General features: G+C 39.8%; 32 protein-coding genes. 26 read left to right on the top strand and 6 right to left on the bottom strand.

The genetic code is table 11. The annotated features are described in order from the left end of the window. Positions 1-33 precede the first annotated feature (33 nt). Positions 34-345, top strand: coding sequence for a DUF1090 domain-containing protein (locus FLM47_RS07800; protein WP_256729697.1), 312 nt, complete (start codon positions 34-36; stop codon positions 343-345). A 244-nt stretch (positions 346-589) separates the two neighbouring features. Here FLM47_RS07800 and FLM47_RS07795 read toward each other — a convergent pair whose 3' ends face one another. After that, positions 590-868: a hypothetical protein gene (locus FLM47_RS07795; RefSeq protein ID WP_178956081.1), complete on the bottom strand. Its 279-nt coding sequence runs from the start codon at positions 866-868 to the stop codon at positions 590-592. Between the two features lie 247 nt (positions 869-1,115). Here FLM47_RS07795 and FLM47_RS07790 point away from each other — a divergent pair, with 247 nt between their 5' ends. The 18 genes from FLM47_RS07790 to FLM47_RS07705 all read left to right on the top strand — a co-directional run bounded on the left by FLM47_RS07790 (position 1,116) and on the right by FLM47_RS07705 (position 12,004). Continuing rightward, positions 1,116-1,355 (top strand): hypothetical protein, encoded by a 240-nt coding sequence (locus tag FLM47_RS07790; RefSeq protein ID WP_178956080.1) that lies wholly within the window; start codon positions 1,116-1,118, stop codon positions 1,353-1,355. Beyond that, on the top strand, positions 1,352-1,591 hold the full coding sequence (locus FLM47_RS07785) for a hypothetical protein (protein WP_178956079.1): 240 nt from the start codon (positions 1,352-1,354) through the stop codon (positions 1,589-1,591). Before FLM47_RS07790 ends, FLM47_RS07785 begins: the two co-directional genes overlap by 4 nt. Further along, entirely contained in the window at positions 1,588-1,836 is a 249-nt protein-coding gene (locus FLM47_RS07780; RefSeq protein ID WP_178956078.1) for a hypothetical protein, read from the top strand. Before FLM47_RS07785 ends, FLM47_RS07780 begins: the two co-directional genes overlap by 4 nt. Beyond that, positions 1,833-3,878 (top strand): hypothetical protein, encoded by a 2,046-nt coding sequence (locus FLM47_RS07775; RefSeq protein ID WP_178956077.1) that lies wholly within the window; start codon positions 1,833-1,835, stop codon positions 3,876-3,878. The genes FLM47_RS07780 and FLM47_RS07775 overlap by 4 nt, the downstream gene beginning before the upstream one ends. Next, complete coding sequence (locus FLM47_RS07770; protein WP_178956076.1) at positions 3,871-4,086, top strand: hypothetical protein; 216 nt, start codon at positions 3,871-3,873, stop codon at positions 4,084-4,086. The genes FLM47_RS07775 and FLM47_RS07770 overlap by 8 nt, the downstream gene beginning before the upstream one ends. Continuing rightward, entirely contained in the window at positions 4,076-4,555 is a 480-nt protein-coding gene (locus FLM47_RS07765; protein ID WP_178956075.1) for a hypothetical protein, read from the top strand. The genes FLM47_RS07770 and FLM47_RS07765 overlap by 11 nt, the downstream gene beginning before the upstream one ends. Continuing rightward, complete coding sequence (locus tag FLM47_RS07760) at positions 4,488-5,006, top strand: hypothetical protein (RefSeq protein WP_178956074.1); 519 nt, start codon at positions 4,488-4,490, stop codon at positions 5,004-5,006. The genes FLM47_RS07765 and FLM47_RS07760 overlap by 68 nt, the downstream gene beginning before the upstream one ends. Beyond that, positions 4,996-5,802 carry a hypothetical protein gene (locus FLM47_RS07755; RefSeq protein ID WP_178956073.1) on the top strand — a complete coding sequence of 269 codons (807 nt, stop codon included), beginning with the start codon at positions 4,996-4,998 and terminating at the stop codon, positions 5,800-5,802. Before FLM47_RS07760 ends, FLM47_RS07755 begins: the two co-directional genes overlap by 11 nt. Beyond that, entirely contained in the window at positions 5,802-6,152 is a 351-nt protein-coding gene (locus FLM47_RS07750; protein WP_178956072.1) for a hypothetical protein, read from the top strand. The genes FLM47_RS07755 and FLM47_RS07750 overlap by 1 nt, the downstream gene beginning before the upstream one ends. Positions 6,153-6,410: 258 nt before the next feature. Beyond that, entirely contained in the window at positions 6,411-7,220 is an 810-nt protein-coding gene (locus tag FLM47_RS07745) for a major capsid protein P2 (protein WP_178956071.1), read from the top strand. Positions 7,221-7,231: 11 nt separating this feature from the next. Next, positions 7,232-7,612, top strand: a complete 381-nt coding sequence (locus FLM47_RS07740) for a hypothetical protein (protein WP_178956070.1) — start codon at positions 7,232-7,234, stop codon at positions 7,610-7,612. A 112-nt stretch (positions 7,613-7,724) separates the two neighbouring features. Further along, positions 7,725-7,919 (top strand): hypothetical protein, encoded by a 195-nt coding sequence (locus FLM47_RS07735; RefSeq protein WP_178956069.1) that lies wholly within the window; start codon positions 7,725-7,727, stop codon positions 7,917-7,919. A gap of 351 nt (positions 7,920-8,270) precedes the next feature. Continuing rightward, positions 8,271-9,107 carry a hypothetical protein gene (locus FLM47_RS07730; protein WP_178956068.1) on the top strand — a complete coding sequence of 279 codons (837 nt, stop codon included), beginning with the start codon at positions 8,271-8,273 and terminating at the stop codon, positions 9,105-9,107. Then, positions 9,107-10,549, top strand: a complete 1,443-nt coding sequence (locus FLM47_RS07725; protein WP_178956067.1) for a hypothetical protein — start codon at positions 9,107-9,109, stop codon at positions 10,547-10,549. Before FLM47_RS07730 ends, FLM47_RS07725 begins: the two co-directional genes overlap by 1 nt. After that, positions 10,549-11,007 (top strand): virion protein, encoded by a 459-nt coding sequence (locus FLM47_RS07720; protein ID WP_178956066.1) that lies wholly within the window; start codon positions 10,549-10,551, stop codon positions 11,005-11,007. Before FLM47_RS07725 ends, FLM47_RS07720 begins: the two co-directional genes overlap by 1 nt. Continuing rightward, positions 11,000-11,392, top strand: a complete 393-nt coding sequence (locus tag FLM47_RS07715; RefSeq protein ID WP_178956065.1) for a hypothetical protein — start codon at positions 11,000-11,002, stop codon at positions 11,390-11,392. The genes FLM47_RS07720 and FLM47_RS07715 overlap by 8 nt, the downstream gene beginning before the upstream one ends. 2 nt (positions 11,393-11,394) lie before the next feature. Beyond that, positions 11,395-11,793 carry a hypothetical protein gene (locus FLM47_RS07710; protein WP_178956064.1) on the top strand — a complete coding sequence of 133 codons (399 nt, stop codon included), beginning with the start codon at positions 11,395-11,397 and terminating at the stop codon, positions 11,791-11,793. Beyond that, the gene (locus FLM47_RS07705; RefSeq protein WP_178956063.1) at positions 11,786-12,004 is read left to right on the top strand and encodes a hypothetical protein; all 219 of its coding nucleotides are present in this window, start codon (positions 11,786-11,788) and stop codon (positions 12,002-12,004) included. Before FLM47_RS07710 ends, FLM47_RS07705 begins: the two co-directional genes overlap by 8 nt. A gap of 73 nt (positions 12,005-12,077) precedes the next feature. Here the strand turns inward: FLM47_RS07705 and FLM47_RS07700 are convergent, their stop codons facing one another. Further along, positions 12,078-12,551, bottom strand: a complete 474-nt coding sequence (locus tag FLM47_RS07700; protein WP_178956062.1) for a DUF3653 domain-containing protein — start codon at positions 12,549-12,551, stop codon at positions 12,078-12,080. Between the two features lie 414 nt (positions 12,552-12,965). Between FLM47_RS07700 and FLM47_RS07695 the strand changes: the two genes are divergently transcribed. Genes FLM47_RS07695 through FLM47_RS07675 form a run of 5 tightly spaced genes read left to right on the top strand, consistent with a single transcriptional unit; the run spans position 12,966 to position 18,542 of the window. Beyond that, complete coding sequence (locus FLM47_RS07695) at positions 12,966-13,349, top strand: response regulator (protein WP_055012203.1); 384 nt, start codon at positions 12,966-12,968, stop codon at positions 13,347-13,349. An 8-nt stretch (positions 13,350-13,357) separates the two neighbouring features. Then, entirely contained in the window at positions 13,358-14,263 is a 906-nt protein-coding gene (locus tag FLM47_RS07690; RefSeq protein ID WP_178956061.1) for a MoxR family ATPase, read from the top strand. A gap of 4 nt (positions 14,264-14,267) precedes the next feature. Then, complete coding sequence (locus tag FLM47_RS07685; protein ID WP_178956060.1) at positions 14,268-15,257, top strand: DUF58 domain-containing protein; 990 nt, start codon at positions 14,268-14,270, stop codon at positions 15,255-15,257. Next, the gene (locus tag FLM47_RS07680; protein ID WP_178956059.1) at positions 15,250-17,223 is read left to right on the top strand and encodes a DUF3488 and transglutaminase-like domain-containing protein; all 1,974 of its coding nucleotides are present in this window, start codon (positions 15,250-15,252) and stop codon (positions 17,221-17,223) included. The genes FLM47_RS07685 and FLM47_RS07680 overlap by 8 nt, the downstream gene beginning before the upstream one ends. Next, the gene (locus tag FLM47_RS07675; RefSeq protein ID WP_010389979.1) at positions 17,220-18,542 is read left to right on the top strand and encodes a Na+/H+ antiporter family protein; all 1,323 of its coding nucleotides are present in this window, start codon (positions 17,220-17,222) and stop codon (positions 18,540-18,542) included. Before FLM47_RS07680 ends, FLM47_RS07675 begins: the two co-directional genes overlap by 4 nt. Before the next feature lie 198 nt (positions 18,543-18,740). Here FLM47_RS07675 and FLM47_RS07670 read toward each other — a convergent pair whose 3' ends face one another. The 3 genes from FLM47_RS07670 to FLM47_RS07660 are packed head-to-tail and all read right to left on the bottom strand — an operon-like array spanning position 18,741 to position 20,849. Beyond that, entirely contained in the window at positions 18,741-19,175 is a 435-nt protein-coding gene (locus tag FLM47_RS07670) for an acyl-CoA thioesterase (protein WP_178956058.1), read from the bottom strand. 5 nt (positions 19,176-19,180) lie between these two features. After that, complete coding sequence (locus FLM47_RS07665) at positions 19,181-19,999, bottom strand: M23 family metallopeptidase (protein ID WP_054200907.1); 819 nt, start codon at positions 19,997-19,999, stop codon at positions 19,181-19,183. Beyond that, a complete protein-coding gene (locus tag FLM47_RS07660; protein ID WP_178956057.1) occupies positions 19,992-20,849 on the bottom strand; it encodes a 6-carboxytetrahydropterin synthase in 858 nt (285 codons plus the stop codon). The genes FLM47_RS07665 and FLM47_RS07660 overlap by 8 nt, the downstream gene beginning before the upstream one ends. A gap of 195 nt (positions 20,850-21,044) precedes the next feature. Here FLM47_RS07660 and fabA point away from each other — a divergent pair, with 195 nt between their 5' ends. Then, positions 21,045-21,560 carry a bifunctional 3-hydroxydecanoyl-ACP dehydratase/trans-2-decenoyl-ACP isomerase gene (gene fabA / locus FLM47_RS07655; RefSeq protein WP_010389976.1) on the top strand — a complete coding sequence of 172 codons (516 nt, stop codon included), beginning with the start codon at positions 21,045-21,047 and terminating at the stop codon, positions 21,558-21,560. 63 nt (positions 21,561-21,623) lie between these two features. Here fabA and rmf read toward each other — a convergent pair whose 3' ends face one another. Next, positions 21,624-21,794, bottom strand: a complete 171-nt coding sequence (rmf, locus tag FLM47_RS07650; RefSeq protein ID WP_008114656.1) for a ribosome modulation factor — start codon at positions 21,792-21,794, stop codon at positions 21,624-21,626. 363 nt (positions 21,795-22,157) lie between these two features. Here rmf and FLM47_RS07645 point away from each other — a divergent pair, with 363 nt between their 5' ends. Beyond that, complete coding sequence (locus FLM47_RS07645) at positions 22,158-22,793, top strand: TetR/AcrR family transcriptional regulator (protein ID WP_178956056.1); 636 nt, start codon at positions 22,158-22,160, stop codon at positions 22,791-22,793. Positions 22,794-22,795 lie beyond the last annotated feature (2 nt).

Raw genomic sequence — 22,795 nt, 5'->3', positions numbered from 1 at the left:
ATTGGCCAAAGATGATTGTGCAGATTTAACGGGATGTGCGAAAAAGCCTGTGAAGTTAACCTCGAGTTATTAGCTTCAAAACGCCAAGGTAATTCACACAAAGTTGCAGGTCTTAATAAAGCACTTAATAACATAAACGCATATTGTACCAATGATGGATTAAAAGCAGAGTTACAACAAAAAATAGATGATACAAATTCAGAAATTGAAGAATATAAAATCGATCTTAAAAAAGCTAAGCGCCAAGGTAAGCATGGCAAAGTTGAAAAGTATCAGCAAAAGCTAAGCGACGAAACTAAACAGCTTAAGCAATTAATTGATGAGCTAAATAGTTTGGTTAATTAAAATGTCATTACAGAGTTTTTATATTTAATAAAGTAGAGCATTTTATTGAATATAAATATTATGCGATAAAAGGGCTAAAATACCGTGTTTATAAGTGACCTAATTGCCAATAGTTGGTTTGATAAAGTACACTCTTATCTTATTTAACATAATATAAATCGTAAGCCTTTGATTTTAATGTAGGCCGCAAGGGCCCTACATTTACCGATAATAGTAACGACATTTTGACGGGGGTAAAAATCACTTAAGCAACGCTTTTACGCCAAATTTCAGCGAGGTCATTATCACCTTTAAATTCAGCCTTATAAGCCTCCAATAAGGCCATTGTTTCCAATGGTTTAGGGTGGTCTGCGATTAATAAAAGCTTTAGTGAAGTATAGTCCTTAAATTCACCTTTCCCCGTTCTAACATTGCTAACTGCTTGTTTTGATATACCAGTCAGTTTGCTAACCATATAGTCAGAGTCAATATCTGCGGTGCTCTTAAACCATTCTAAAAGCTCAAGTGAGTTGGTTATTTTCATACGTTTTGTGTCCGTCTTGGCGTGTCGGTATTTTGATTATAGTCGTAGTCAATCACTATTGCATTAGTCCTGAGTACTTGACCTAGTAATGCGCACTTGACTATCATCCCTTACGAAGCAGTCGCACGACTGCTTTATTCGCTTGGCGGCGGGTGGCGGTTACTTAATTTAAAGAGTAACCGCCGCACACAAAACCAAGCATGAACAAAACGTAAAAAATTGTAAGGCCTTCGCCAAGGGGATAATTATGTGTCAATTCAAAAGTGGTGAGTTATTTAAACTTAAGCGCGAAAAAGTAAAAAAATTTGAGGTTTTATTTCATAAAATAAGGCTTTTTAGAGACTCAGGCGTAACAGAGCAATGCAGGTTAGTAAGTCATATAAATAGCGGTGTTAAGCAAAATATTATCTCAGCCATTGGGCGTGATGAACTGGTGTTTGCAAAATTAATTTACCGCAGAGCAAGAATTGCGGGGTTGCCGTTATGAGCCAATTTCACCAAGATATTCAGGAGCTGCACGATGATGAGCAGCACTGGAACTATGCACGCGGAAAAGCAGCGCAACTCAAACTTGCATTTAAAAATAAAATGGCAGCAATGCGCCGCGAACAACAAATTCAAATACAGCAAGAGCGCGAACGCAATTATCAGTGTTCAGATTCTGCTATTCGTTACGATGCCTTACATGCTGCCGCGTATCATTCAAAGGCGGGACAGTTATGAGAACGAATCAACAACTTTTAGTTTCTGGCTTTGCGTATCAGGCTATCAACGAGCTTTACAGACTTAACGAGAATAACGAAGAGCTGCCTTTAATGGGTTTTATTGTAGTGTGTAAACTTCTTTATATTCTTAGAAAGCTAGGGTTACAAGCTCAGCACATGCTTTTAGATTTAAGGCTTAGCCATGTTGTTACTAACTGTGGTGTTGGGTATCTACCGCTAAATTTAAAGGCGGGACAGATATGAATATATTGATACCCGAACGCATTATTGAAGATGCAATTCAAAGCGCCCAAAGTGGCGCTTTTTCTGCGTTTGCAGTTCAGCCAGCAACCGAGCGTGATATTGAAGAGTCATTGACATGGCTTGAGTATATCGAGTCACACTCTAAACAAATCCGCGAAGCGGCCGCGAAAGCGGAAAAAGATAGGCTTGTCAAAAGGCGCAAAAGTCCGACACAGCCAAAACGCGAAGATAATCCGCGTTCTAAACAGTCTCTTTTGGCTGATAAGGCGCAACGCCTTGATAGTTTATATCGCAATGCCCTTAATAATTTAACGCCTAAGAAACGCGCTGAGCGCCTAGGTGTTGATAGTGACGAGATTTTAAATCTTGAAACGGGCGAAATCACCCCGAAAAAAACCGCAGAAATTGAACGCGGACATTTTGCCAGCAAACCACTTGAAGCAGATAAAACCGCAAAGGTGCATTTTCAAAGCCGCAATTGGTGTGATGGTTTCCGTGTTGTTTGCACTCAAAATACCCGCGCAAGTGATGCGCCGGACGCAAACACAGGTGAGCGCATAACTCAAACAGTAACCAGCCGCGCACGCGGTAAAATTATCGATAGCGGCTTATACATGCAAGCTGTGAAAGGTGGGTTTAATTGTTTTACCACTGTAACGCTAGACGCTAAAGCACGTTGGCGCATTGATAACAACCATTACCAGAAAGTAGCAAAACGCCCAGCGGGCACAAAATTAAATGCAATTTACACGGCAAATGGTGAATTGGTTCACCCTGAAATTGTTTCAGTTGCGCCGTTTACCGCTGTCACGTTTGAGCGTTCAACCATAGGCCAAGAATTAAGCCGCTTTTTTGACTCACTTGGCAAAATGCACAAGCGCGGTTTTGTTGCTACTGGCGATATTTCAAAAACCCCAAAAGCGAAAAAATACAGGTATGGGCTTATTGAGTGCATTGGCAGAAATGACCGTCTTTATCCATGGGGTAAAGTTTCAAGTGTTGGCGCAAGTGGCCGCGTAGAATCTGATTTGATGCACGACAACGAAAGGCTATACCCATGGGGTGCGGTTGAGTGCATAGAGCAATGCGAAAAACGCGCAATTACCAATAATAAAATGGAAGTGACCGCCATAGAGTGCGAGCAATCAGCAACAAAAAAACCTGTATTCGATTACTTATGGGTAGCTGAAGCGCCAGTAAAAAAATTAGGTTCAAAGGAATATGAATTTAACGGTGAAAAATACGAGGTTGAATGTATTGGCGAACAAAACTACCACGCGCACGTTTTAATGCGCTGGAATGTTGAGCCCGTATTTTTTCATGAGTGGGCGGCGCGTATCGAAAGTTTATGGGGGCAGGGTTTTGTAACAATCGAGCGAATTAAAAACGCTAAAGCGGCTGCAAGCTATTTGCTTAAAGCGCTTGGCTATATGGTGAAAGGTGGCGAGGGTTCGCAGGGTGAAATACGCGGCAACCGATACAACATATCAAAGCACGCACGCGCTGAAAGTTGGGAAAACTGCGCAACCCATGAAGCGCAACACATGTACGGGTTAATACAAGAATACATGCAAGGGCTTGAAGCGAAAAAAGAGCGAAAGCTATTCAAGCAATTAGAGTTAAAAAACACATTAGGCACTATCGAAAAGCTAAAAAACGTTAATAAAAAAGACTTTAGCGAAAAGCGGGCGCAATTTGTTGAAAAGCTTGAACAAAAATTAGAAAACGTTAGCGAAAAAATTAGCGAAATATCGACCGAATTAAACGGGAATTTCGCACGCGGTGGTGTTGCCAAGTTTGCCAGTGAATCGGCCTTTGTTGGCTTTATTGATTGGGCTATCGGTGTGAGAGGTTGGCAACTAAAAACATCGTTTTTAAATTCAACAACCGCAGACGTTGAAAAAGAAAAAACAGAAGAATCCACAGTTAATAAATTGCTAAAACAAACAAGGCGATTTTATGACAATTCAATGAGTGCTCTTTGTGATTTTTACAGTCGCTTTGAGCCTGTAAATAATTACGGGGTATTAGATTTTGAATAAAAAATTATTAGTGATTAAAGAAAAAATTGCAGATGCAAGTAAGTTAAGCCCACTGCAAGCAGGTAAAAAAATAGCCGCCGCTGAAAATATTTTGAATGATGCCATAGAGCTTGTGGCTGATATTGATTATCGCTTGGAGCAAGTAGAGCAGGTTTTAAGCTTAAGTAATTTGGAGCAATTAATTAACGGGGGTGATGATGAATACTAAATCAAACAATCCAGATTTGGGGGCGGTTGAGTGTGACGGTTGCGGTGGCTTTGCCGCAGTTCGCCAGCAAAAAACGGGCAGAAAATATTTATATCTTCACTGTAAAAACTGCGGAATGGATAAGCGCAGCGGCGAAAAGTTACAAGCGAAATGGCGAAAAGCTATCGGCGAAAAACCGCCAGAATTACCCGCTTTAAATAGCGAGCCAGCCCCGCAAAATTTAAGCGCTGGCGGTGAGTGGATACCGCCAGAAGTAAAATACGAAATCGAGCGAATTAACAATGAAAGTAAAACAACCGAATTGGAGAAAGCAAATGCAAGAACAAGAGAACCAAACGAACCAGCAAAGCGAATTAACAACGAGCAAAACAGTATTAGCACAAGCAATGGAGGGGCTGCGAATGGGTTCGGTTTCTTCATCTGCGGCGCATTCGCCGGACTCGCAGCAATCGCAGGGCTTAGACGATAGCGAGCCAGAAAGAAGATATAGCGAATTAGATAGCTTTATTAATGGTGACGATAGCGAAACGGATGGCGAAACCAACGAAACCGAAAGCGAAGAAATGAGCGAGCAAGACGCCGCAATAGCAGCGGGTTTTTTTGTTGATACGGGTGCGGGCTTTATTGAGTCTCAATTTGATTACCCTGTAACAATTGATAATGATACAAGGGTTGCAATAGCAGAAGCCGCCGCACCTGTATTGCTGAAAAATGCAAAGGGTGCAAATTTGCCGCCGTGGGTACAGGCTTTATTTGTAAAATACAAAGAAGAAATGAAGTTACTTGGCGTGCTCGCAATGGCGGGGTTATCTATTCGAGGTCAAATAAAAGCAGCAAAAGAAGAATTAAACGCCCAAAAATCAGAGCAAAAAAGCGAAAAGCAATACGATAAAAGCGGGGAGGTAACAATTGGCTATTAACGAAAACAACGAACTAGACCCGTTACACGTTTGTTATTTGGCGGGCACGGGTGGCGGTAAAACAACTGCAGTAAAATTAATAGACGGCCTAATGGGTGAGCAAGTTGCAATTTTTGATTTGTATAACGATTACAAATTCGATGCACGCAAAAAAAGCCCTTTTAATGGTTTAAATAATCGGCCTGTTTATCACTACCAAACGCGAGCAAAATTCGCTCAGGCTTTCGCTGATGCGTGGCGAAGTGGTCAGCGTTTTGTTGTTGCTTATTCGCCGCAATTTAGTGACTCGCTAAGCCAAAAACAAGCAGTTGAAGCAAAGCAAAAAGAATTGCACTGGTTTGGGCGTTTAATGTGGATGGCCGCAGACGGAAACAGGCGCTTAGATGTAATTATTGAAGAATTGGCAAAGCTATCAACCGCAATAGGCAAAGACAATTCAATAGTGGGAGAAATGGCAACGGGTGGGCGAAAATACGGCCTAGTGCTTCACACTATTTTTCAGCGTTCGCAGGAAGTACCAAAAACAATTTGGAATAACAGCCCGCGAAAAGTGCTGGGCGCTCAAGAGTCACGGCACGATGCAAAGCTCATTGCTGTAGAGTTAGACGCTGATTTAAATGATGTTATTCAACTAAGTAAAAAGAATAGCCAACACCACAAAAAGCGACTGCATTATTTGGTGAAATCACGCGGCGGAATAGGAAATATCGAGCCGTATTATATAAGCACATGCAAGGCATCAGCTGGTTTTGGTAAGTGCTTTAAAATGCGATTTAAAGACTTGAGGTGTGACTGATGGGCTACGATACGGTTTATAGACGAAAGACATTATCAAAAGAATGGCAGAGAGCATTAAGGGTAATTTCCGATATAAAAAATGAAGCGGGAAAAATAAAGACGAGAGAGTGCTTTGACTTCAAGCAGTTAGTTGCTGTAGATGGTTTTTCAATAAAGTTCGTTATTAAAAAATCACAATGCGAATTTGTTGTTGTAATGGTAAAAAATGACGGCTTTGGAAATTTAACCTATTTTTACGGTCGTGACGTGAGTGTCGAGGGTAAGGGGTGGCCAAGAATAAAAACAAAGGTAAAAGCGGTTTCTGAGTTCATTTTAACTGAGATGTTATATGAGGATTTTTTAGAATAAAGAAACAAAAAAGAGCGAATTTCGCTCTTTTTCGCTATCTAGGGAGCGAAACCCGCTCGACCGTAGAGCGAAACGCTTGATTTATTGAATATCGAATTTTAACGGGCAATAACGCCCTCATTTAAATTGGGTAATCAATTATGTTAGATAAAAAAGTTTTAATCTCTGTAGGCGTTACGCTTGCAATTTTGGCCGTTCTTACAAACGTTCGCGCCGCACGTCCTGTTAAACGTATTGTTTTAGGTTAAGGGGGTTGTAATGCGAAATATTGCCCCACTAAATAAAATTACAGGTGTTGATGCTGGCGGTACGGTATCGCTAACACTACCCGTAAACCTTACATACGACAAAATACACTTTGAGTATTCAGGTGTAACACCATCGCAAATTAAAAATTTAAAAGTTGAGCTTAACGGCCGCACGTTAACCGAGTACGCAACACTGCAAGACTTGCTTAATGAAAATAAATACTACAACCGAGAAGTGGTTGCAGGTTTAGCAACTATGCACTTTGTGCGCTCAGAAGTTAAAAGTTCAAAGCAGCCGCAATTAGTTGAGCAACGTTTTTTTGGCTTAGGTACTGCGGGCTTATCGCTTGCACAAATTAAATTTGATATTGACGCAGCAGCAACTGCACCAGCTATTAAGGCTTACGCTGAAAAATCAGCAGCGAGCGCACCGGGCTGGTTATTCAAGCGCCGCTCATACCGCTACAACTTTTCAGCGGGTGTGAATGAAGTTGAAAACCTACCAAAACCAAACGGCGCTTACATTGCCATGATTGAAATTAAAAAAGCGGGCGTTACATCGGCCGAATTTTTAGTAAATAACGTTAAATGGCGAGAACACATCCCAAAAACGCTACACAATCAAATTTTAAAACAAAACGACCGTACACCAATTGCAGATATTCACGCAGTAGATTTAATGCTTGACGGTGATGTTTTCGGCGCGCTAATGCTTGACCCTGCTATCAATGATATGCGCTTACGTATTGACTGTGAAAGTGAAGGTCAGTGCGAAATTGTTGTTCATTACTTTGATAGCTACGCAAACAGCTCATTCTAAGGGGGTGAATTATGTTTAATTTACCATCGGGCTTAAGTAATGCCACGGCGCTACCAGCGCCGCAGGTATTACCAGAGGGGCAGCCTACGCAATCGGCGTGGGGTAATTTTGGCGGCTTTGTTAATTCGGCGCTTGGCAATGCAATGAATGTTTACGCTCAATATGAGGGCATTCAGGCAATGAAAAACGCCGCAGGTGTAGCGCGTGAAGAGCAAAGCAACACAACCGAGCTTGAAAACGGCGCGGCGGTGGTTGTTGACGTTCCAAAAACACAGCCAACACAAGCAAAAGCGACTGAAACAATGGTTTTCGGTTTTCCACAAAAGCAGGTAATCATGGCCTTTGGTGGCTTACTGGTTGTCGGCGTACTTCTAAAGGTGGCTAAGTCATGAGTTCAAAAGGCTTAAAAGCGTTTGCAAAAGGCGTGGGAGTTGCAATTGTTGCAGCCATTGCGGCCGAGTACATACGCGATTTTTTACGTGATGATAAAAAGGCGGCCAAGTAATGCTTGGCGGGCTTACCAGTCTAACGGGTGGCGGCGGCTTAAGTAGTTCGAGTTCAGCCGCAGCCCAAACAGGCGAGCAAAAAAGCAGCATAGGCTTTACAGGTGGTTCGATTAACTTCGGCCAAAGCAACAACAATCAAATTTTAATTATCGGCGCGGTGGCACTGGTTGCCCTGTACTTACTTAAAAAATGATTGAATTTTGCAGGTTTGTAGAGCTTCACAAAATCAAGCGGGCGGCTGGTTCACCCGCTGATTTTAAACAAATTAAAACCGAGCTTGAAAAAGGCGTGTCACGGTTCGTTAAAATATTCGATACATACTTTGTACTTAGGGTTGACGGTGATGTGTTAACCGTAGTTTGTGCAGAGGGAAAAAACATAAAAAAGGCTAGTTTTATAGTTAATGAATTAGCGTGCAGATTAAAATTAAATTTTATCGAATTTCATACCAAGCGCCCCGCACTAGCACGACTTTTAAAACGTTGGAATTTTAAATTTTATAAAACTGATAGTAATAATTATCAGGTTTTCCGGATGGTGGCATATGGGCGGTAGCAGTTCAAAATCAGATAGCAAACAATCAACGAGCAACACTAGCACGTCTTTTGGCGTTCAAGGTGATAACAACGGATTTATAACAAATGGCAGCGGTAACAGTTACAACATAACCCAAACAGACCACGGTTTAGTTGATGGTCTTGTTGATATTTGGGGTGATATGGCGGGCAATCAGCGCGAAATGACCATAGCCGCAGAAAACATGACAAAAAGCGGCTTTAACTTTGCTAGTGACGTTAACCGAGATTCGCTCGACTTTGCAGGTGAAACCCTAGCTGATGCTTATGGCTTTGGCGGTGATGCACTCAGTGCTATGCAAGACTCGCAAAATCAGGCGTTTAATTTTGGTGCCGATGCGCTGCAAATGACGGGCAATCTAGCAACCGATAGCATAAACGCTCAAAACTCACTAGCTGAAACGTCTATCAAAGAAAATAGCGACTTAGCGCGCAGTGTTACAGAAATGGCCGAGAACATGCACGGCAACAATACCGCCTTTGCTAATAACGCCATTTTAACCGTGTCTGACTCGCTAGGTGATGCCAACAACAACATGGCAGATTTGGCGTATTTCTCAATCGAAAACAATAGCAATCTAGCAACCGATTTAGCAGCGGGTGCAGTTGATAAAGTTGCCGATGCTTATCAAGACGCGGGCGACCAAACAATTCTAGCGCATAAACAGGCGTTACAGTTCGCAGACCATGCCAGCCGTTCAGACGGTCAGCAACTGGCAATTAGCACAAACGAAACAATGAAATATATCGTAATCGGCTTAGGTGGCGTTGCTATTCTTGCCGTTGTTTTTATGGGGCGTAAATAATGTTTATTCGTAAATTTTTAAAACCAAATAAAGTTGATGAGGTGAATGCAGAAGGCCGCTTCATAAAAGTGATGAATTGCGAAGGTATTTTTAGAATCCGCGCATTAAGAAAAGGCAGCGCGATTATAGATACAGATGCGGCGGCGGGGTTTGACGTTCAAACTAATGAGCCGTTTGATTTTATCGAAATAACCTCAGATATTGAGCAAAAGTTACAGATTTGGGTATCGGCGCATAAATTAAGTTATGACGCATTGAGCACAAAGCCAAACCGTTCAGCTTCATTTATATCTGAGCACTACGGACTATCACAGCAAATATTACCGTATGACCCATCACAAAGCGGCGCAAAGGTCGCACTATCAAGTGGTGGTTTTTGGGTGGGTGGTGAGGGTGTTAGCAGTGAAAGCGGGATTTATGTAGCTCAAGGTGAAGTTTACCAGCACAATTCAGCAGCACCGTTGCACGCTTTTATAAATGATAAGCCGGATTTGATTTTAGATATAACTACAAAGGAATCTGTTTTAGTGCTTGGTGATAACGAATGTCGTGGGTGGGTTGTTTTTGAAGATAAAATGCTCTTTAAAAATCAGGCGAACAGCTCAAGAATTGTAAATTTAGACACAGGCGAGATAAAAAATGTTGCTCACAGTTACAATTCGGCGTGTGTGATTAACGATATGATTTTTTTAACGGCGGGGTCGTCAACTTTTAAATTAATAGATTTTGACGGTGAATTAATAGCGGATATTGAAAACCCATTTGCCAGCGGTTTGAGCGGGGCGCTTCCATATGGCTGTGAAGTCAGTGACGGCGGCGTATTAATTAGCGTTAACTTTCCAGGCAAGCCAAGCGAGATACATTATTACAAAGATGGTGTTTTTAGTGTGAGAGATGGTGTTGATTTACTCTTAAAAGGGAATGGTGCAGCTGAAAAGATTTTTAGAGATGAGATTGACGGGCGATTATGGGTATCAATTGATTCAGATTGGTATTATTCAGATGATGAGCTAGTCACGCTTAGTGAAAAAATAATTAATCAGTCAACAGGCGCAGCAGATAAACCTGTATTTTCTAATAAATACGTCTGTTTTACATCAAACACCAGCTCAAAAGTATGGGTTAGGGAGACCGGACAAGTTTTAGACGTTTATGCGTTCGTGCCATCACCTAAAGCGGTGGCCGCAGTGGGTGATGCAATATTAGTTTTATCAGGTGATAAGGTTTATATAACTGAGGATAACTTTAATACGTACAGCATAGCGTATACGAATAATCGCGTTTTTTGTGACAGGCTTTACGGTATGTTTGATGTTGTTGGTAATGAGCTTGTTGCATGGGTTAATGACTCAACCGCAAATAGTGAGATTTTAAAATTCGGATTAACACCGGATTTAACAAAGCCAAAAGCCTTATTTAGAGTTTTTAAGGAGTCGTTCTGATGAAAAAATCAACGGTTCTTTTATCTATGGCAGGGCTTGCTGCGTTGGCGGGTGTTACATCAAGCTCTGGTACGCCACGCGGTATCCGCAATCACAATCCGCTAAATATTGAAGCTCGCGAAAGTTGGGTTGGTCAAGTTGGGGATGATGGTCGCTTTATCATTTTTGAAACGCCTTTACACGGCTTTAGAGCAGCGGGGCGCATTATGCGCTCCAAAGCAAAGCGCGGGGTTCGCACCATTGAAAGTATCATTAATGAATGGGCACCGGACAATGAAAATCATACACAAAATTATATTAACTTTGTCAGCGATAAGGCAGGGTATCCCGCCGATATGGTGTTAAATGATGCAGCATATCCCGCTGTATTGTCAGCAATGGTAACAATGGAAAACGGGCAAAACCCGTACACCATGGACGAAATAAAACGCGGCTTTGAGTGGGGTTATTATGGGTAAAATATTCGAACGTAGCTTACCAGCGCTAATAAGTTTATTTGGCGTGTATTGGCTAATTAATAACTTTGTTGAAAAAGGCCGCGAAATTACCGCACCAATAACAAAACCAGTAAGCAAAGCACTTGCTGAAATTCAATTCTTTGTTAATGGCAGTAATTACATAACCCGCGCATGGGCTGGTTTTTATCTTGAGCAATCAAAACTCGACTACACATTAAAAGTCGCTGATATGCAGTGGCTTTACGCAATCACTAAATTAAATGACGGCAATGAAGCGCTATTGAATGAGATATTTGACAGTGACCTGCGGTTAAAAAGCCAATATAGGCCGCTTTTAAATGGCCTTGTTGATGCTGATACAATCGCAGCAGCGGCTAAGGGGTAGTTATGGACTGGTTTTTATCGTTACTAAACCCGCTTGATACATGGTTAAAAAACCGCGCAGCAAAAGCAGATGCAGAGCATAAGCGCGATTTAGCCATAATAAACAACCAAGCACGCTTGGCGCAGTCAGAAAAAGACTATAACCACCAATGGGAAATGGCAACACTGCAAGACAAAGACAAAGGGTTAAGGCTTTTTAGTTTTTGTATGTTTACCGCGCCCATTTTAATTACAGTCGTATCACCTGAGCATGGCTCGCAAATATTCACAAACTTGGAAAACGTGCCACCGTGGTTAGTACAAACATGGATAGCAATTAACGGCGGCGTTTGGGGTCTTGCCAGTTTAAAAAACATCATCCCTCAGTTTGTTGGTCAATTTAAGGCGGTTAAAAATGGATGATATTATTTTAAAAATAGCAGCAACCGCAATAATTACAGGTGCAACCAGTGCCGCCGCAGTAGTGGCAGCGCTAAAGGTGCATATTGTTTATTTAAAAGCAGCTATTGAATTGCAATACAAAAACCATGGTGAATTGGCTGTTAGGGTGGGCGTTATTGAAAATGAAGTAGCAAAACTTAACGTTTTACGCGCCAAAAACGAAAGCGGGTGAGTGTCCAGGGTACAAAAGTGTAATATATTGATTTTATTAAAAATAACCCCGCAAAAGTGCGGGGTTTTTAAATTTAGGCGGTTTTTTTGCCCTCGTATTTCTTCACAATTTCTTTCAACTTAAACTTATCACTCATGTTAATTAAATCATGGCCAATCGCCTTAAGCGTATCACTGGCTTTAACCAAATCATTTAAATGCGTAATTTGTTGTTGCAGGGCTAAAACGTGGTTTTCGTTATAACGCACTGAACGCTGTAAAAAATCAATTTTGTTAATGTAGCTTGGTTCGTACCGGTTGCCGCTTGGCGTCCATAAATATCCGTCTCTGCAAATACTAAAGCCTTGCCAATCCTTGTGCATAGAAACCATGCCTTTTATGCGTTGCTCAAGCATAGCAACGGCACGCGGGCACGGTTTATTATCTTTAATCCATCGTTCAAGCGTTCGTTCAGAGTTAATAAATAAAAATTCCATGGCGGCGCGGCGGTCAAGTTTACCAAAATTCATAAATCCAGCGCGAAAAAGTAACTGTTTAAAATTAGTCATTATTATTCCCTTGATTCCATTGACGTTGTTATTAATGGTCTACGCGGAAAAAACTTTGATGATTTTTTTAGATTGATAGCAGGGTGTTCAATCAATAATACTGATTGAGCGTATAACACTGAAAACATGTAAAAATAAACAGTTCGAGCAATCATAGCACGCTACCTATAATTCACGCCATTTTGTCGGTTTTGACGTCATTTAACATAATATAAATTATAGGTAGTGGTATTTAAGTGCATGTGTGGCGCTCTATTTTAATAACTTCAAGCTCACTAAGTCCAATACTAGACGGTATCGGACATTAAGTGCATTTAAACGACTATTACGGTAATTCATAGTTATCAGCTTGAGGTTCCTTAATGCTTGGCTTAATATTAAACCACAAGCCGTAAAAAATGTTGAAGTATTCATATGGAATTTGTACGCCCACTCGAACCAATTTTAATTATTGATGATGTTAAACAAATCCGTGCTGACTTAAGCCAAGTGTTAGCCGGCTTAGGTTTTGATGACATTATTGAGTGCGATAATTTTGATTGTGCTAAACCCTTACTTAGCGAAAAATCACCCAACGTTATATTTTTAGATGTTGATTTACCTGATTCTGAAAGCATCGAAATTTTAGAGTCGATCAATAACGAGCACCCATATGCTCATGTGGTTATGTGCTCAGGCCATAATAGTTTTGAGACCGTACAAAATACTTGGGAACTTGGCGCAAAAGAATTTATAGCCAAGCCTTTCAACGCGCAAAAAGTTGATGCCGTAATGAAACGTTTAGAACTGATAGATTAAAGGACATTATGCAGCATCTAGTTACCACTATTATTGATGATCTATCTACCGTTATATTTGGCAAGCAACAACAAATAAAATTAGCATTAACCTGTTTGTTTAGTGAAGGTCATTTACTAATTGAAGACTTACCAGGTATGGGTAAAACCACTTTATCGCATGCATTAGCTGCTGTTTTGGGGTTGTCGTATCAGCGTATTCAATTTACTAGCGATTTATTACCCGCTGATATTATTGGTACCAATATTTTTAATAATAAAGAACACAGTTTTTCATTTCATAAAGGCCCAATTTTTAGCCAAGTAGTACTTGCTGATGAGATAAATCGTGCGGGCCCTAAAACCCAAAGTGCGTTATTAGAAGCGATGGAAGAACAACAAGTAACAGTAGATGGAGAAAAGTACCCGCTCCCTACTCCGTTTTTTGTTATTGCTACTCAAAACCCTTTATATCAAGCAGGAACTTATCCGCTGCCAGAATCGCAATTAGATCGTTTTTTAATGCGTATAAGCTTAGGCTTTCCACCTAAAAACGCTGAAAAAAGATTACTATTAAACAATCAAAAGCGCGATTACTCCCAATTACCACAGCGAATTAACCAGCAACAACTTAAACAAATACAACAGGCTATAGCAAATGTTACACTAAGCGCTCCGGTTGTTGATTATATAATTGAATTAGTGACTTACACACGTGAGGCTCAATCGTTAGCTGCTTCGCTTTCACCAAGAGCCAGTATGGCGCTGGCAAAATCTGCAAGGGCATGGGCCTATATTGAAGGTCGAGACTTTGTTCTACCTGAAGATGTACAAGCGGTATTTTCTAGTGTGTGCCAGCATCGATTAGGTTTGCATAGTGAGTCTGGCAAGAACCAAATTGCAGACATTTTAAAACATGTTTTAGTGCCCGTTTAGATCAATGGGTATTTTAAAATTAAAACGCCCTACTTTTATTCGTGCTATAAAAAGTACAATTTTAACGACATTATTAAAAAATAAGCACAAAAAAAACAGCATCACTTTAACGCATAATACTATCTATGTTTTGCCTTCCACACTGGGTGTATATTTTACGATTGTTGCACTATTAAATTTTGTAATGGGAATTAATTATCAAAATAATTTAATACTGTTTATGGCGTATTTAATGTTTGTGATTATTATTTTTGCCTTGTTGCTAGGTTATAGCAACGCAAAAGGATTAACTGTCAGCTTTAAAAATACTATTGAGAGTTATGCGCCACAGCAACCTCAGTTAGTGTGGCAAATAAAATCAAACGACACATGTCAGTCAATCACCTTAAGTTATCCCAATAATTTTGAACAAAACTGCTATATAGAGAGTGTTAAAGCCGATACCATACAATGCCAGTTACCATTGCCTTATTTAAAGCGCGGTCGCTATTTACTAAAGCCAATAAAAATTGCCAGTAATTATCCATTTGGTTTGGTGAGTGTATGGAGCTATATTCAACCAGATCATACCGTTTATGTTTACCCTTCAATTATTAAAACACCAAATCAAAAACAATTAAGCCAAATGACTGCTAATGATGATGAAGGAGCTGAAAAACATCTAGGCGATGATGAGTTTGACATTCTAATCAATCACTTACCAGAAATGGGATTGCAGCGAGTTTCGTGGAAACACTACGCAAAAACTCAGCAATTATTAGTAAAACAATTTAGTGATTTTAAATCTGCCGATACACAATTTGACTTTAATTTAATGACAGGCGATACCGAGCAACGCTTAGGGCAATTGTGTTACCTAGTATGCCAAGCGTTTGAAAGCGACATTAATTACTCGTTGAAATTGCCCAATAAGGTCATAGAAAATGGCTCCGGAAAGTTTCATCAGCAACGCTGCTTACAAGCTTTAAGTAATGTAGGCGCTGATTATGAATAAGATCAAAAATCAACGCGTTATAAATTTTTCTTTGTCATTTATTTACTTAGGGTTAGTGAGCTTTTTTATAGAGCACTTGCCCCTGCCCTTTATTATTATGCTCAGCACGTTATGTGGCTGGAATATTTATTTAACCCTTAAATACAAACAAAAGCCCAATGCGTGGCTGGCCAACGGACTCGCTGCAATAGCATTAATTATTATGCTCAGCAGTATTGGCTTTAAAGATACCGTGGTGCTGTTTGTTGCCATGCTTTTGCTGTCATGCGTTTTTAAATTACTACAGGCAAAAACAAAGCAGCATTATCAATTGATCATCACCCTCACATTCTTTTCACTTTCAGCTGTGTATTTGTTTAGCCAAACTATTTTTACCACTTTAATTATTAGTACACTGTATATTTTAAATTTTGCTGTACTTGGGTTACTTGAATCTAGTCATAGTTTAAAACTGTCATCAAAACAAAGTGCTAAAATAATATTTCTGGCTTTTCCTTTGGCAGTTGTACTCTTAATATTTTTACCAAAACTCCCTGCATTTTGGCAATTACCTGGGCCAAAAATGGCGCAAACAGGCCTATCTGAACAAGTAGACCCATTTGATATAGCTAAATTATCAAACTCCGATGAATTGGTTTTTAGAGCGAAGTTTGATAATAATTCAACCACGCCTCCTTATTACTGGCGCGCTATTGTACATGATGAATTTGACGGTAAAGCTTGGAAAACATCTTCATTTTTAAAGCAAGCAATGATGTTACCAAGCCAAAATAGCAGCAATGGAAACACCACTCAATACTCAATAATTGCTGAGCCAGCAATGGCTGATTGGTTATATGGGCTTGGCTATGCCAGTAGTAACAATGAAAATGTAGTTTCCAACTCAGTCGGCTTGCTGCGTAAAAAACAATATAAATCCAAAGTGTTAAAATATTCTGTTAGTACTAAACCATTATCGACTAAGAAGCTTAATAGCGTAGAGCAGCGTTTTTATAAAACGCTTACTGTGAGTAATAACCAAAAAAGTTATCAACTGGCGCAACAGTTAAAAAACAGAAGTGCTAACGCTGATGAGCTTTTTAATAAACTGCTAGATTATTTTTCGCAAAATAGTTTCAGTTACACTCTTACGCCAACACCTATGCGCGGTGATGATACGCTTGATCAATTTATGTTTAATAATAAACGTGGCTTTTGTGGTCATTATGCCAGTGCAGCTGCCTTTATTTTTAGAAGTGCTGGCGTTCCAGCGCGGGTAGTAAGCGGATATTTAGGCGGAGAGCATAATCAAAACAATGACTATATTACCGTTCGTCAATACGATGCGCATGCTTGGGTTGAGGTATATACTAATGCAGGCTGGAGAATATTTGATGCAACAGCGGTTGTTGCGCCCGAACGATTAAATGGTTCTTTATCACAGAGTGCTGCATTAAATGATGAATTTAAAAATAATATTAATTTTGGTTTAGTTAGCTTAAGTAATTATGCTGCCATAAACTGGCTTCGCCTAGAATTAGAAAACCTCGATTATCAATGGTCTAGTTGGGTGCTGGGATTTGATAAAAATAAACAACAAGATTTATTAGCGTCCCTATTTGGTAACACTTATGTTTGGTTAGTACCGCTTGGGGTTATTATTGTTTTAATTTTAAGTTTTAGTGCTTATTTTATTTATATCAACCGCCCCAAGGCAACAACAAAACAACCTCCGCTGGTAAAAGAGTATTATCAAATACTCAGTTGGGCTAATAAGCACACTATAAACTACCCTGAAAATGCTACACCTATTCAAACATTACAACACATTAGTCAACAAGCCCCCTATGCAGAGCAACAAATAACCGCCTTTTGTCACTTATTTGAGCAAGTGCGCTATGCGAGACAACCATTTACCAAAGAACGTAAAAATCAGGCTAAAGATCTGATAAAATTAATTAAATCTATAAAACAGAGAAATCTATGAACGCAGTTATTATAGGCGTTATTTTAATGCTTGGACTCACTTTGGTCCGCGTAAATGTGATTGTTGCAATGACAATAAGTGCGCTTGTTGCCGGATTAACCGCAGGCATGGGCTTAAAAGAAAGTATTGATGCTTTTAATTCTGGCTTATCATCAGGCGCCGAAATTGCTTTAAGCTATGCGATGCTAGGTGCATTTGCCGTCGCTATCTCTAAGTCAGGCTTAACGCGTATTTTGGCCGCTAAGTTACTCGCTAAAGTAAATGCTCAAACAGGCTCTAGTGAAACCATATTAAGCTACTTTATTCTGTTTATTATTTTGATTTGTGCTATCTCTTCTCAAAACTTGGTGCCGGTGCATATCGCTTTTATTCCCATTTTGATCCCGCCGCTGCTTGTTGTGTTTAATAAACTGCGATTAGATAGACGTGCCATTGCTTGTATTTTAACCTTTGGTTTAGCCACCTCGTACATGGTGCTGCCGTATGGTTTTGGGGGTATTTATTTATACTCAATATTACATAAAAATCTAGTTGATAATGGCCTTGAGATTGTTAATACCAGTGTCCCTTTAGCAATGATAATTCCAGCTATTGGTATGTTTGTCGGCTTGTTGATTGCCCTATTTATTAGTTATCGAAAACGCCGCGAATACACAAGCACAGCATTAACAGTTCAAAGCCAACAAGCTGATGTTGAAAACCCAAAAAAGGTAATGCTGGTTGGTTTATTTGCCGTGCTTGCTTCTCTGATCGCTCAAAATGCCAGTGGCTCAATGATATTAGGTGGCCTAGTAGGGGTGGTTATATTTAGTGTATTTGGTGTGGTTAAGTGGGAAGAAAACGGCGACGTATTTAGTAAGGGTGTTGCCATGATGGCAATGATTGGTTTTATTATGATTTCTGCGCAAGGTTTTGCTGCTGTAATGAAAGAAACCGGACACGTTGCTAGCCTAGTCCATAGCAGCGCCGCCATTTTTGACGGTAATAAACCCATTGCAGCTGCAGTAATTTTATTAGTCGGCTTATTTATAACCATGGGCATTGGTAGTTCATTTTCGACTGTGCCTATAATTGCAACCTTATTTGTGCCTTTATGTTTAGAGCTAAACTTTTCTGTAATGGCAACCGCTGCACTTGTTGGTACGGCTGGCGCATTAGGTGATGCCGGCTCCCCTGCCTCTGACTCTACTCTAGGGCCGACATCAGGACTTAATGCTGACGGACAACACGACCACATTTGGGATTCGGTTGTGCCAACCTTTATTCACTTTAATATTCCGTTATTGGTGTTTGGCTGGATAGCCGCTATGGTTTTATAGTTATTTAAAGGCGTGCATTGCACGCCTTTTTATTAGTCTCATTTATTACTTTAATACGCCCTGCTCATTGAAAAACTAATACTTTTTATCTTGTTTAATTGCTAAGTTGGCCATTAGATAAATAAAGTATGATGTGTTCTTTATGGTTAATAATATAAGCACCATAATTGGTGCTTATATTATTTTTACTGTTAGGTGTTATAACTCAAAACCATGCAGCATTTTGTCACACACGACAGGTGTTGGCCTGTGGTTATCATCAACAGCAACAAAGATAAAGCTGCCTGTAATAGCAGAGTGCTTGTTATCTTTGTGCATAGTTTCTAGGAATATTTCAACATCCACTTTTAAACTGGTATTCCCCACATGCGATACCTTTGATATCAACTCAGCAAATGAACCAGCAGGAATAGCTTCTTTAAAATCGACTCTATCTGATGAAATAGTTACTAATGGTTTACGGCAAAAACGGGTGGCAGCTATAAAAGCAACTTCATCCATCCATGCTAATGCGTCACCACCAAATAGCGTATTATGATGGTTAGTACGCCCAGGAAATACGGCCTTAGTTACCGAAGTGGTCGAATCTTTTATACGTTGCGCAATAATGGCTTCGCGCTCTACTTGAGTCATAATCTCTACTTTTTGTTAGCTAATGTGTCTTGCATTAATAATGCAGGGTCAAGGCGTTCACCTTGCCAATTAAATCGCCAATCTAAATGCGGCCCAGTTACACGGCCCGTAGCACCTATTTCAGCTACCTTTGTACCTTGTTCAATCTTCTGCCCTACTTTTACATCAAGCTTACTTAAATGAATATAAGTAGAAGTAACCCCATGCCCATGATCTAAAATCAAAGTACCACCAGAGTAATATAAATCTGGTTCAGCAAACACCACGGTTCCGCTGATCGGTGCATACACAGGTGAACCTGTTTTGTTTGCTATATCTAAACCAAAGTGTGGCCTGCGAGGTTCGCCATTAAAGTAACGTTGGCTACCATAAACACCTGAAATGCGCCCTTTTGCAGGCCTAAGTACTGGCTGTAAAAAGTATTCTAAATCAGAGTTAACAGCCCGTGCTTTTCGAACTGCGATCGCTTCACGGCTTATACGTTCACTTACTGCTTTTGGCGGCGATACGTATTTTTTAGCAACACCGGTAATTTTATCTATATCGTAATCGCGAAGAGTAATAACTAAATCTTGGCTGTGGCCTTTACCGGTTTTATCTACCCAGCTTAATGTATGTACAGGTTTTGCATCACGGCCAAAACCAAATACAAATAACCCATTATCAGCAAGTTTTAACGACTTACCATTGAGGCTTACCGACTTAGCGTTATCTAATTGCCCTGTTACTAGGCCGCCTTGAGTTAAATGCCCTTTTAGCTCAAGCGCTATAGCACTAAAGCTAGTTGATACAATTAACGCCGAAACTAATAAGGATTTAAGCATAACTAATCGACCCCTTTCCAACACCTTCATAGGCGGTAATTTTAACGTCTTTTTCTGGGTGCTCTAATTTCACTTGGCTGGCAATGTAGTCAGCAATACATTCTACCGTGGTGTCAATTGGTAAAATGTCGCAACGTGATTCACTAATAGCCATTTCAAAGTAACCTTGCGCCGCAGTATACGCAAAACAAACATCATCACTTTTAGCTGAGATATGTTTTAATTCAGAGACGTTTATTTGATCTTCACTAGTTGCTAAGTAAATATCACGCCATTTATCAGCCCACTGTTTTTGCAAACGAGGCATAGAAATACCGCCAAGGCTTATACCAATTTGTGAGCGATGACCATGAATAATACGCTGGCAATTACCATCATGCTTTTTAAGGCCATGGCTATAGTGGTAATAAAAGCTCTGATTGTGCTCAGGCTTTAACACCAACTCAATCTTTTCAATATTATCAGGAAGCTGTGGCAGTATTGTGGCAACTAAGTACTCTGTTACTGATTCAACGTTAATCTCATCAGTATCTATTAAGCAATATGCTTGATGAGGTGCACTCATTGCAAGGTGCTTGTTATCAGCAAATTTACAATCTAATGTTTTGTGATCAGCAAACTCGTTGATGCTGCCGTTTATGTTGTTAGGGACAGCTAAACGGTGATCTATACACTCATCAATAATGCCTTTAATTTGCTTTTTAACTAAGCCAAAGTCTAAAACCATAGACTCTTCGTTTAGTTTGCCATGTAAAGTCAAATCAACAATCCAACTTTCGCCAACTGCACCGCGTTTATTGCATAAGTAAGAAAAATCAATCACAGTGAGTGAGTTAACAAAAAGGGTCATAAATTTCCTTTAAACTGATTAAAAGTCAGCCCCAATTATAATGATTTCTGTTAGTAATTGCGCGGTTTAATCATACTAAAATCAGTTGCATTTACTGATTGCTTATAATTAAACCATTTTTTAACTGCTCCGAGTTGTTTAGCGTACAAGTGTACGCTAAAGTACGGGGCAATTTCTAAGCAAAGATAAAGTGTTATGGAACCTAAAAATAGCTATACAAAAGAAGATTTGATCCTTTGTGGTCAAGGTGAAATGTTTGGTGAAGGAAATTGTCGTTTGCCAAGTGACAACATGTTAATGATGGATCGTATCATTTCAATTACCGATGACGGTGGTGAACATGGTAAAGGTCAAATAGTTGCAGAGCTAGATATCGATCCTAGCCTTTGGTTTTTCGACTGTCATTTTAAAGGCGACCCAGTAATGCCTGGTTGTTTAGGCTTAGATGCTATGTGGCAACTTGTGGGCTTTTTCTTAGGTTGGTCTGGTGGTCCTGGTCTTGGTCGTGCACTCGGTGTAGGTGAAGTTAAATTTACCGGTCAAATATTGCCAACAGCTAAAAAAGTAACCTACCGTCTAGACATGAAACGCGTTATTAAGCGTAAATTGTTTATGGGTATGGCTGATGGAACCGTAGAAGTAGATGGCCGCGTGATCTACGAAGCAAAAGATTTAAAGGTAGGCTTGTTCCAAGATACCAGCGCGTTTTAAGTTTAAAACACGCAACAAAAAGGCCTCCATTTGGAGGCCTTTTTGCTTTAATTCGTTATGAGTTTATGTTTTATACATATTGCGATTTTCTATTGCCTCGCGCCAACCACCAAGCCACTCAGACTTAGGATCAACTTGTTGATAAGGGCAGTGCTCTTTTGAGCGACCAGCTAAACCTGCTTTAAAACCTTGAGAATGAGCTCTTTCTAAACGATCTCTTTTCTGTCTCTTCATCGGTAAAATCCTCACCTTTATATTTATATTTTTGTAGCATAAAGTTCATCTACATTTAATAAATAGCCAACAAAAATGTTTAATTCAAACACAAAATACAATTAATTTGTTTGACTTTAACTAAGCTGCTGATGCAATGATAAATTAATTTAAAAATAATTTTATTGCTCAACTTTAACCTATTTAACTTTATTAAAATGTTCCGATACATCGGTTCAAAACACATAAGTGTCATATTTGTGACTAACAATATACCCTTAAGTTCCCAATTAATTTGTAATCAAAAAATGAACGTCAGAGCTGTTTTAAAAACATTCCAAATAAAAGCTTGATTAATTAAAACCGATCGGTCTAATATAAAGCATGAACAAAACACCAGCAGTTGCAACTAGGCGTGGCCGCCCACCCAAAATAGCCAGAGACAACGCAGACACTAAAGCGTTGCTCCTTCGTGTGGGATTAGAAACCCTCACTGAGTTTGGTTTTAGTGCCACAGGGCTCGACACCATATTAAAAAAAGCCAAAGTCCCTAAGGGCTCGTTTTATCATTACTTTAAAAGTAAAGAAGCATTTGGCTTAGCTTTGGTTGATGCGTACGACACGTTTTTTATAGCTAAGCTTAAGTTTTATTTAGGGCAATCTGAAGTACCGCCCCTAGAACGCATTGTTAACTTTACCCAAAGTGCTATAGCTGGGATGCAAAAGTATGATTACAAACGCGGTTGTTTAGTAGGCAATTTAAACCAAGAACTCAATCATTTAAGTGACGAGTTTAAAATACGCCTAATGCAGAGTTACCATGCTTGGCAAGCACAGTTAACACAGTGCTTAGACTTAGCTCAACAGCAACACACTATTAAAACTGATGTTGATACTACACAAATGAGTGAATATTTTTGGATTGGTTGGGAAGGCGCTGTAATGCGAGCTAAACTAACACAATCAAGCAAGCCACTGACTTTATACACAGAAATGTTTTTACGCACATTACTCAAATGATG

Origin of the sequence: Pseudoalteromonas sp. Scap06 (assembly GCF_013394165.1) — a bacterium.
Taxonomy (GTDB): Bacteria; Pseudomonadota; Gammaproteobacteria; order Enterobacterales; family Alteromonadaceae; genus Pseudoalteromonas.
The sequence above is the reverse complement of the archived record's forward strand: the minus strand, read 5'-3'. Positions and strand labels throughout refer to the sequence as shown.

Bases quoted from the DNA above. Each gene is read 5' to 3' on its own strand.
- FLM47_RS07705 (WP_178956063.1), top strand. From the start codon at position 11,786: ATGGATGATATTATTTTAAAAATAGCAGCAACCGCAATAATTACAGGT.
- FLM47_RS07710 (WP_178956064.1), top strand. From the start codon at position 11,395: ATGGACTGGTTTTTATCGTTACTAAACCCGCTTGATACATGGTTAAAA.
- rmf (WP_008114656.1), bottom strand. From the start codon at position 21,794: ATGAAGAGACAGAAAAGAGATCGTTTAGAAAGAGCTCATTCTCAAGGT.
- FLM47_RS07690 (WP_178956061.1), top strand. From the start codon at position 13,358: ATGCAGCATCTAGTTACCACTATTATTGATGATCTATCTACCGTTATA.
- FLM47_RS07725 (WP_178956067.1), top strand. From the start codon at position 9,107: ATGTTTATTCGTAAATTTTTAAAACCAAATAAAGTTGATGAGGTGAAT.
- FLM47_RS07685 (WP_178956060.1), top strand. From the start codon at position 14,268: ATGGGTATTTTAAAATTAAAACGCCCTACTTTTATTCGTGCTATAAAA.
- FLM47_RS07660 (WP_178956057.1), bottom strand. From the start codon at position 20,849: ATGACCCTTTTTGTTAACTCACTCACTGTGATTGATTTTTCTTACTTA.
- FLM47_RS07645 (WP_178956056.1), top strand. From the start codon at position 22,158: ATGAACAAAACACCAGCAGTTGCAACTAGGCGTGGCCGCCCACCCAAA.
- fabA (WP_010389976.1), top strand. From the start codon at position 21,045: ATGGAACCTAAAAATAGCTATACAAAAGAAGATTTGATCCTTTGTGGT.
- FLM47_RS07785 (WP_178956079.1), top strand. From the start codon at position 1,352: ATGAGCCAATTTCACCAAGATATTCAGGAGCTGCACGATGATGAGCAG.
- FLM47_RS07735 (WP_178956069.1), top strand. From the start codon at position 7,725: ATGCTTGGCGGGCTTACCAGTCTAACGGGTGGCGGCGGCTTAAGTAGT.
- FLM47_RS07780 (WP_178956078.1), top strand. From the start codon at position 1,588: ATGAGAACGAATCAACAACTTTTAGTTTCTGGCTTTGCGTATCAGGCT.
- FLM47_RS07760 (WP_178956074.1), top strand. From the start codon at position 4,488: ATGGGTTCGGTTTCTTCATCTGCGGCGCATTCGCCGGACTCGCAGCAA.
- FLM47_RS07720 (WP_178956066.1), top strand. From the start codon at position 10,549: ATGAAAAAATCAACGGTTCTTTTATCTATGGCAGGGCTTGCTGCGTTG.
- FLM47_RS07745 (WP_178956071.1), top strand. From the start codon at position 6,411: ATGCGAAATATTGCCCCACTAAATAAAATTACAGGTGTTGATGCTGGC.
- FLM47_RS07715 (WP_178956065.1), top strand. From the start codon at position 11,000: ATGGGTAAAATATTCGAACGTAGCTTACCAGCGCTAATAAGTTTATTT.
- FLM47_RS07750 (WP_178956072.1), top strand. From the start codon at position 5,802: ATGGGCTACGATACGGTTTATAGACGAAAGACATTATCAAAAGAATGG.
- FLM47_RS07775 (WP_178956077.1), top strand. From the start codon at position 1,833: ATGAATATATTGATACCCGAACGCATTATTGAAGATGCAATTCAAAGC.
- FLM47_RS07700 (WP_178956062.1), bottom strand. From the start codon at position 12,551: ATGACTAATTTTAAACAGTTACTTTTTCGCGCTGGATTTATGAATTTT.
- FLM47_RS07665 (WP_054200907.1), bottom strand. From the start codon at position 19,999: ATGCTTAAATCCTTATTAGTTTCGGCGTTAATTGTATCAACTAGCTTT.
- FLM47_RS07675 (WP_010389979.1), top strand. From the start codon at position 17,220: ATGAACGCAGTTATTATAGGCGTTATTTTAATGCTTGGACTCACTTTG.
- FLM47_RS07740 (WP_178956070.1), top strand. From the start codon at position 7,232: ATGTTTAATTTACCATCGGGCTTAAGTAATGCCACGGCGCTACCAGCG.
- FLM47_RS07800 (WP_256729697.1), top strand. From the start codon at position 34: ATGTGCGAAAAAGCCTGTGAAGTTAACCTCGAGTTATTAGCTTCAAAA.
- FLM47_RS07680 (WP_178956059.1), top strand. From the start codon at position 15,250: ATGAATAAGATCAAAAATCAACGCGTTATAAATTTTTCTTTGTCATTT.
- FLM47_RS07695 (WP_055012203.1), top strand. From the start codon at position 12,966: ATGGAATTTGTACGCCCACTCGAACCAATTTTAATTATTGATGATGTT.
- FLM47_RS07795 (WP_178956081.1), bottom strand. From the start codon at position 868: ATGAAAATAACCAACTCACTTGAGCTTTTAGAATGGTTTAAGAGCACC.
- FLM47_RS07670 (WP_178956058.1), bottom strand. From the start codon at position 19,175: ATGACTCAAGTAGAGCGCGAAGCCATTATTGCGCAACGTATAAAAGAT.
- FLM47_RS07765 (WP_178956075.1), top strand. From the start codon at position 4,076: ATGAATACTAAATCAAACAATCCAGATTTGGGGGCGGTTGAGTGTGAC.
- FLM47_RS07790 (WP_178956080.1), top strand. From the start codon at position 1,116: ATGTGTCAATTCAAAAGTGGTGAGTTATTTAAACTTAAGCGCGAAAAA.
- FLM47_RS07730 (WP_178956068.1), top strand. From the start codon at position 8,271: ATGGGCGGTAGCAGTTCAAAATCAGATAGCAAACAATCAACGAGCAAC.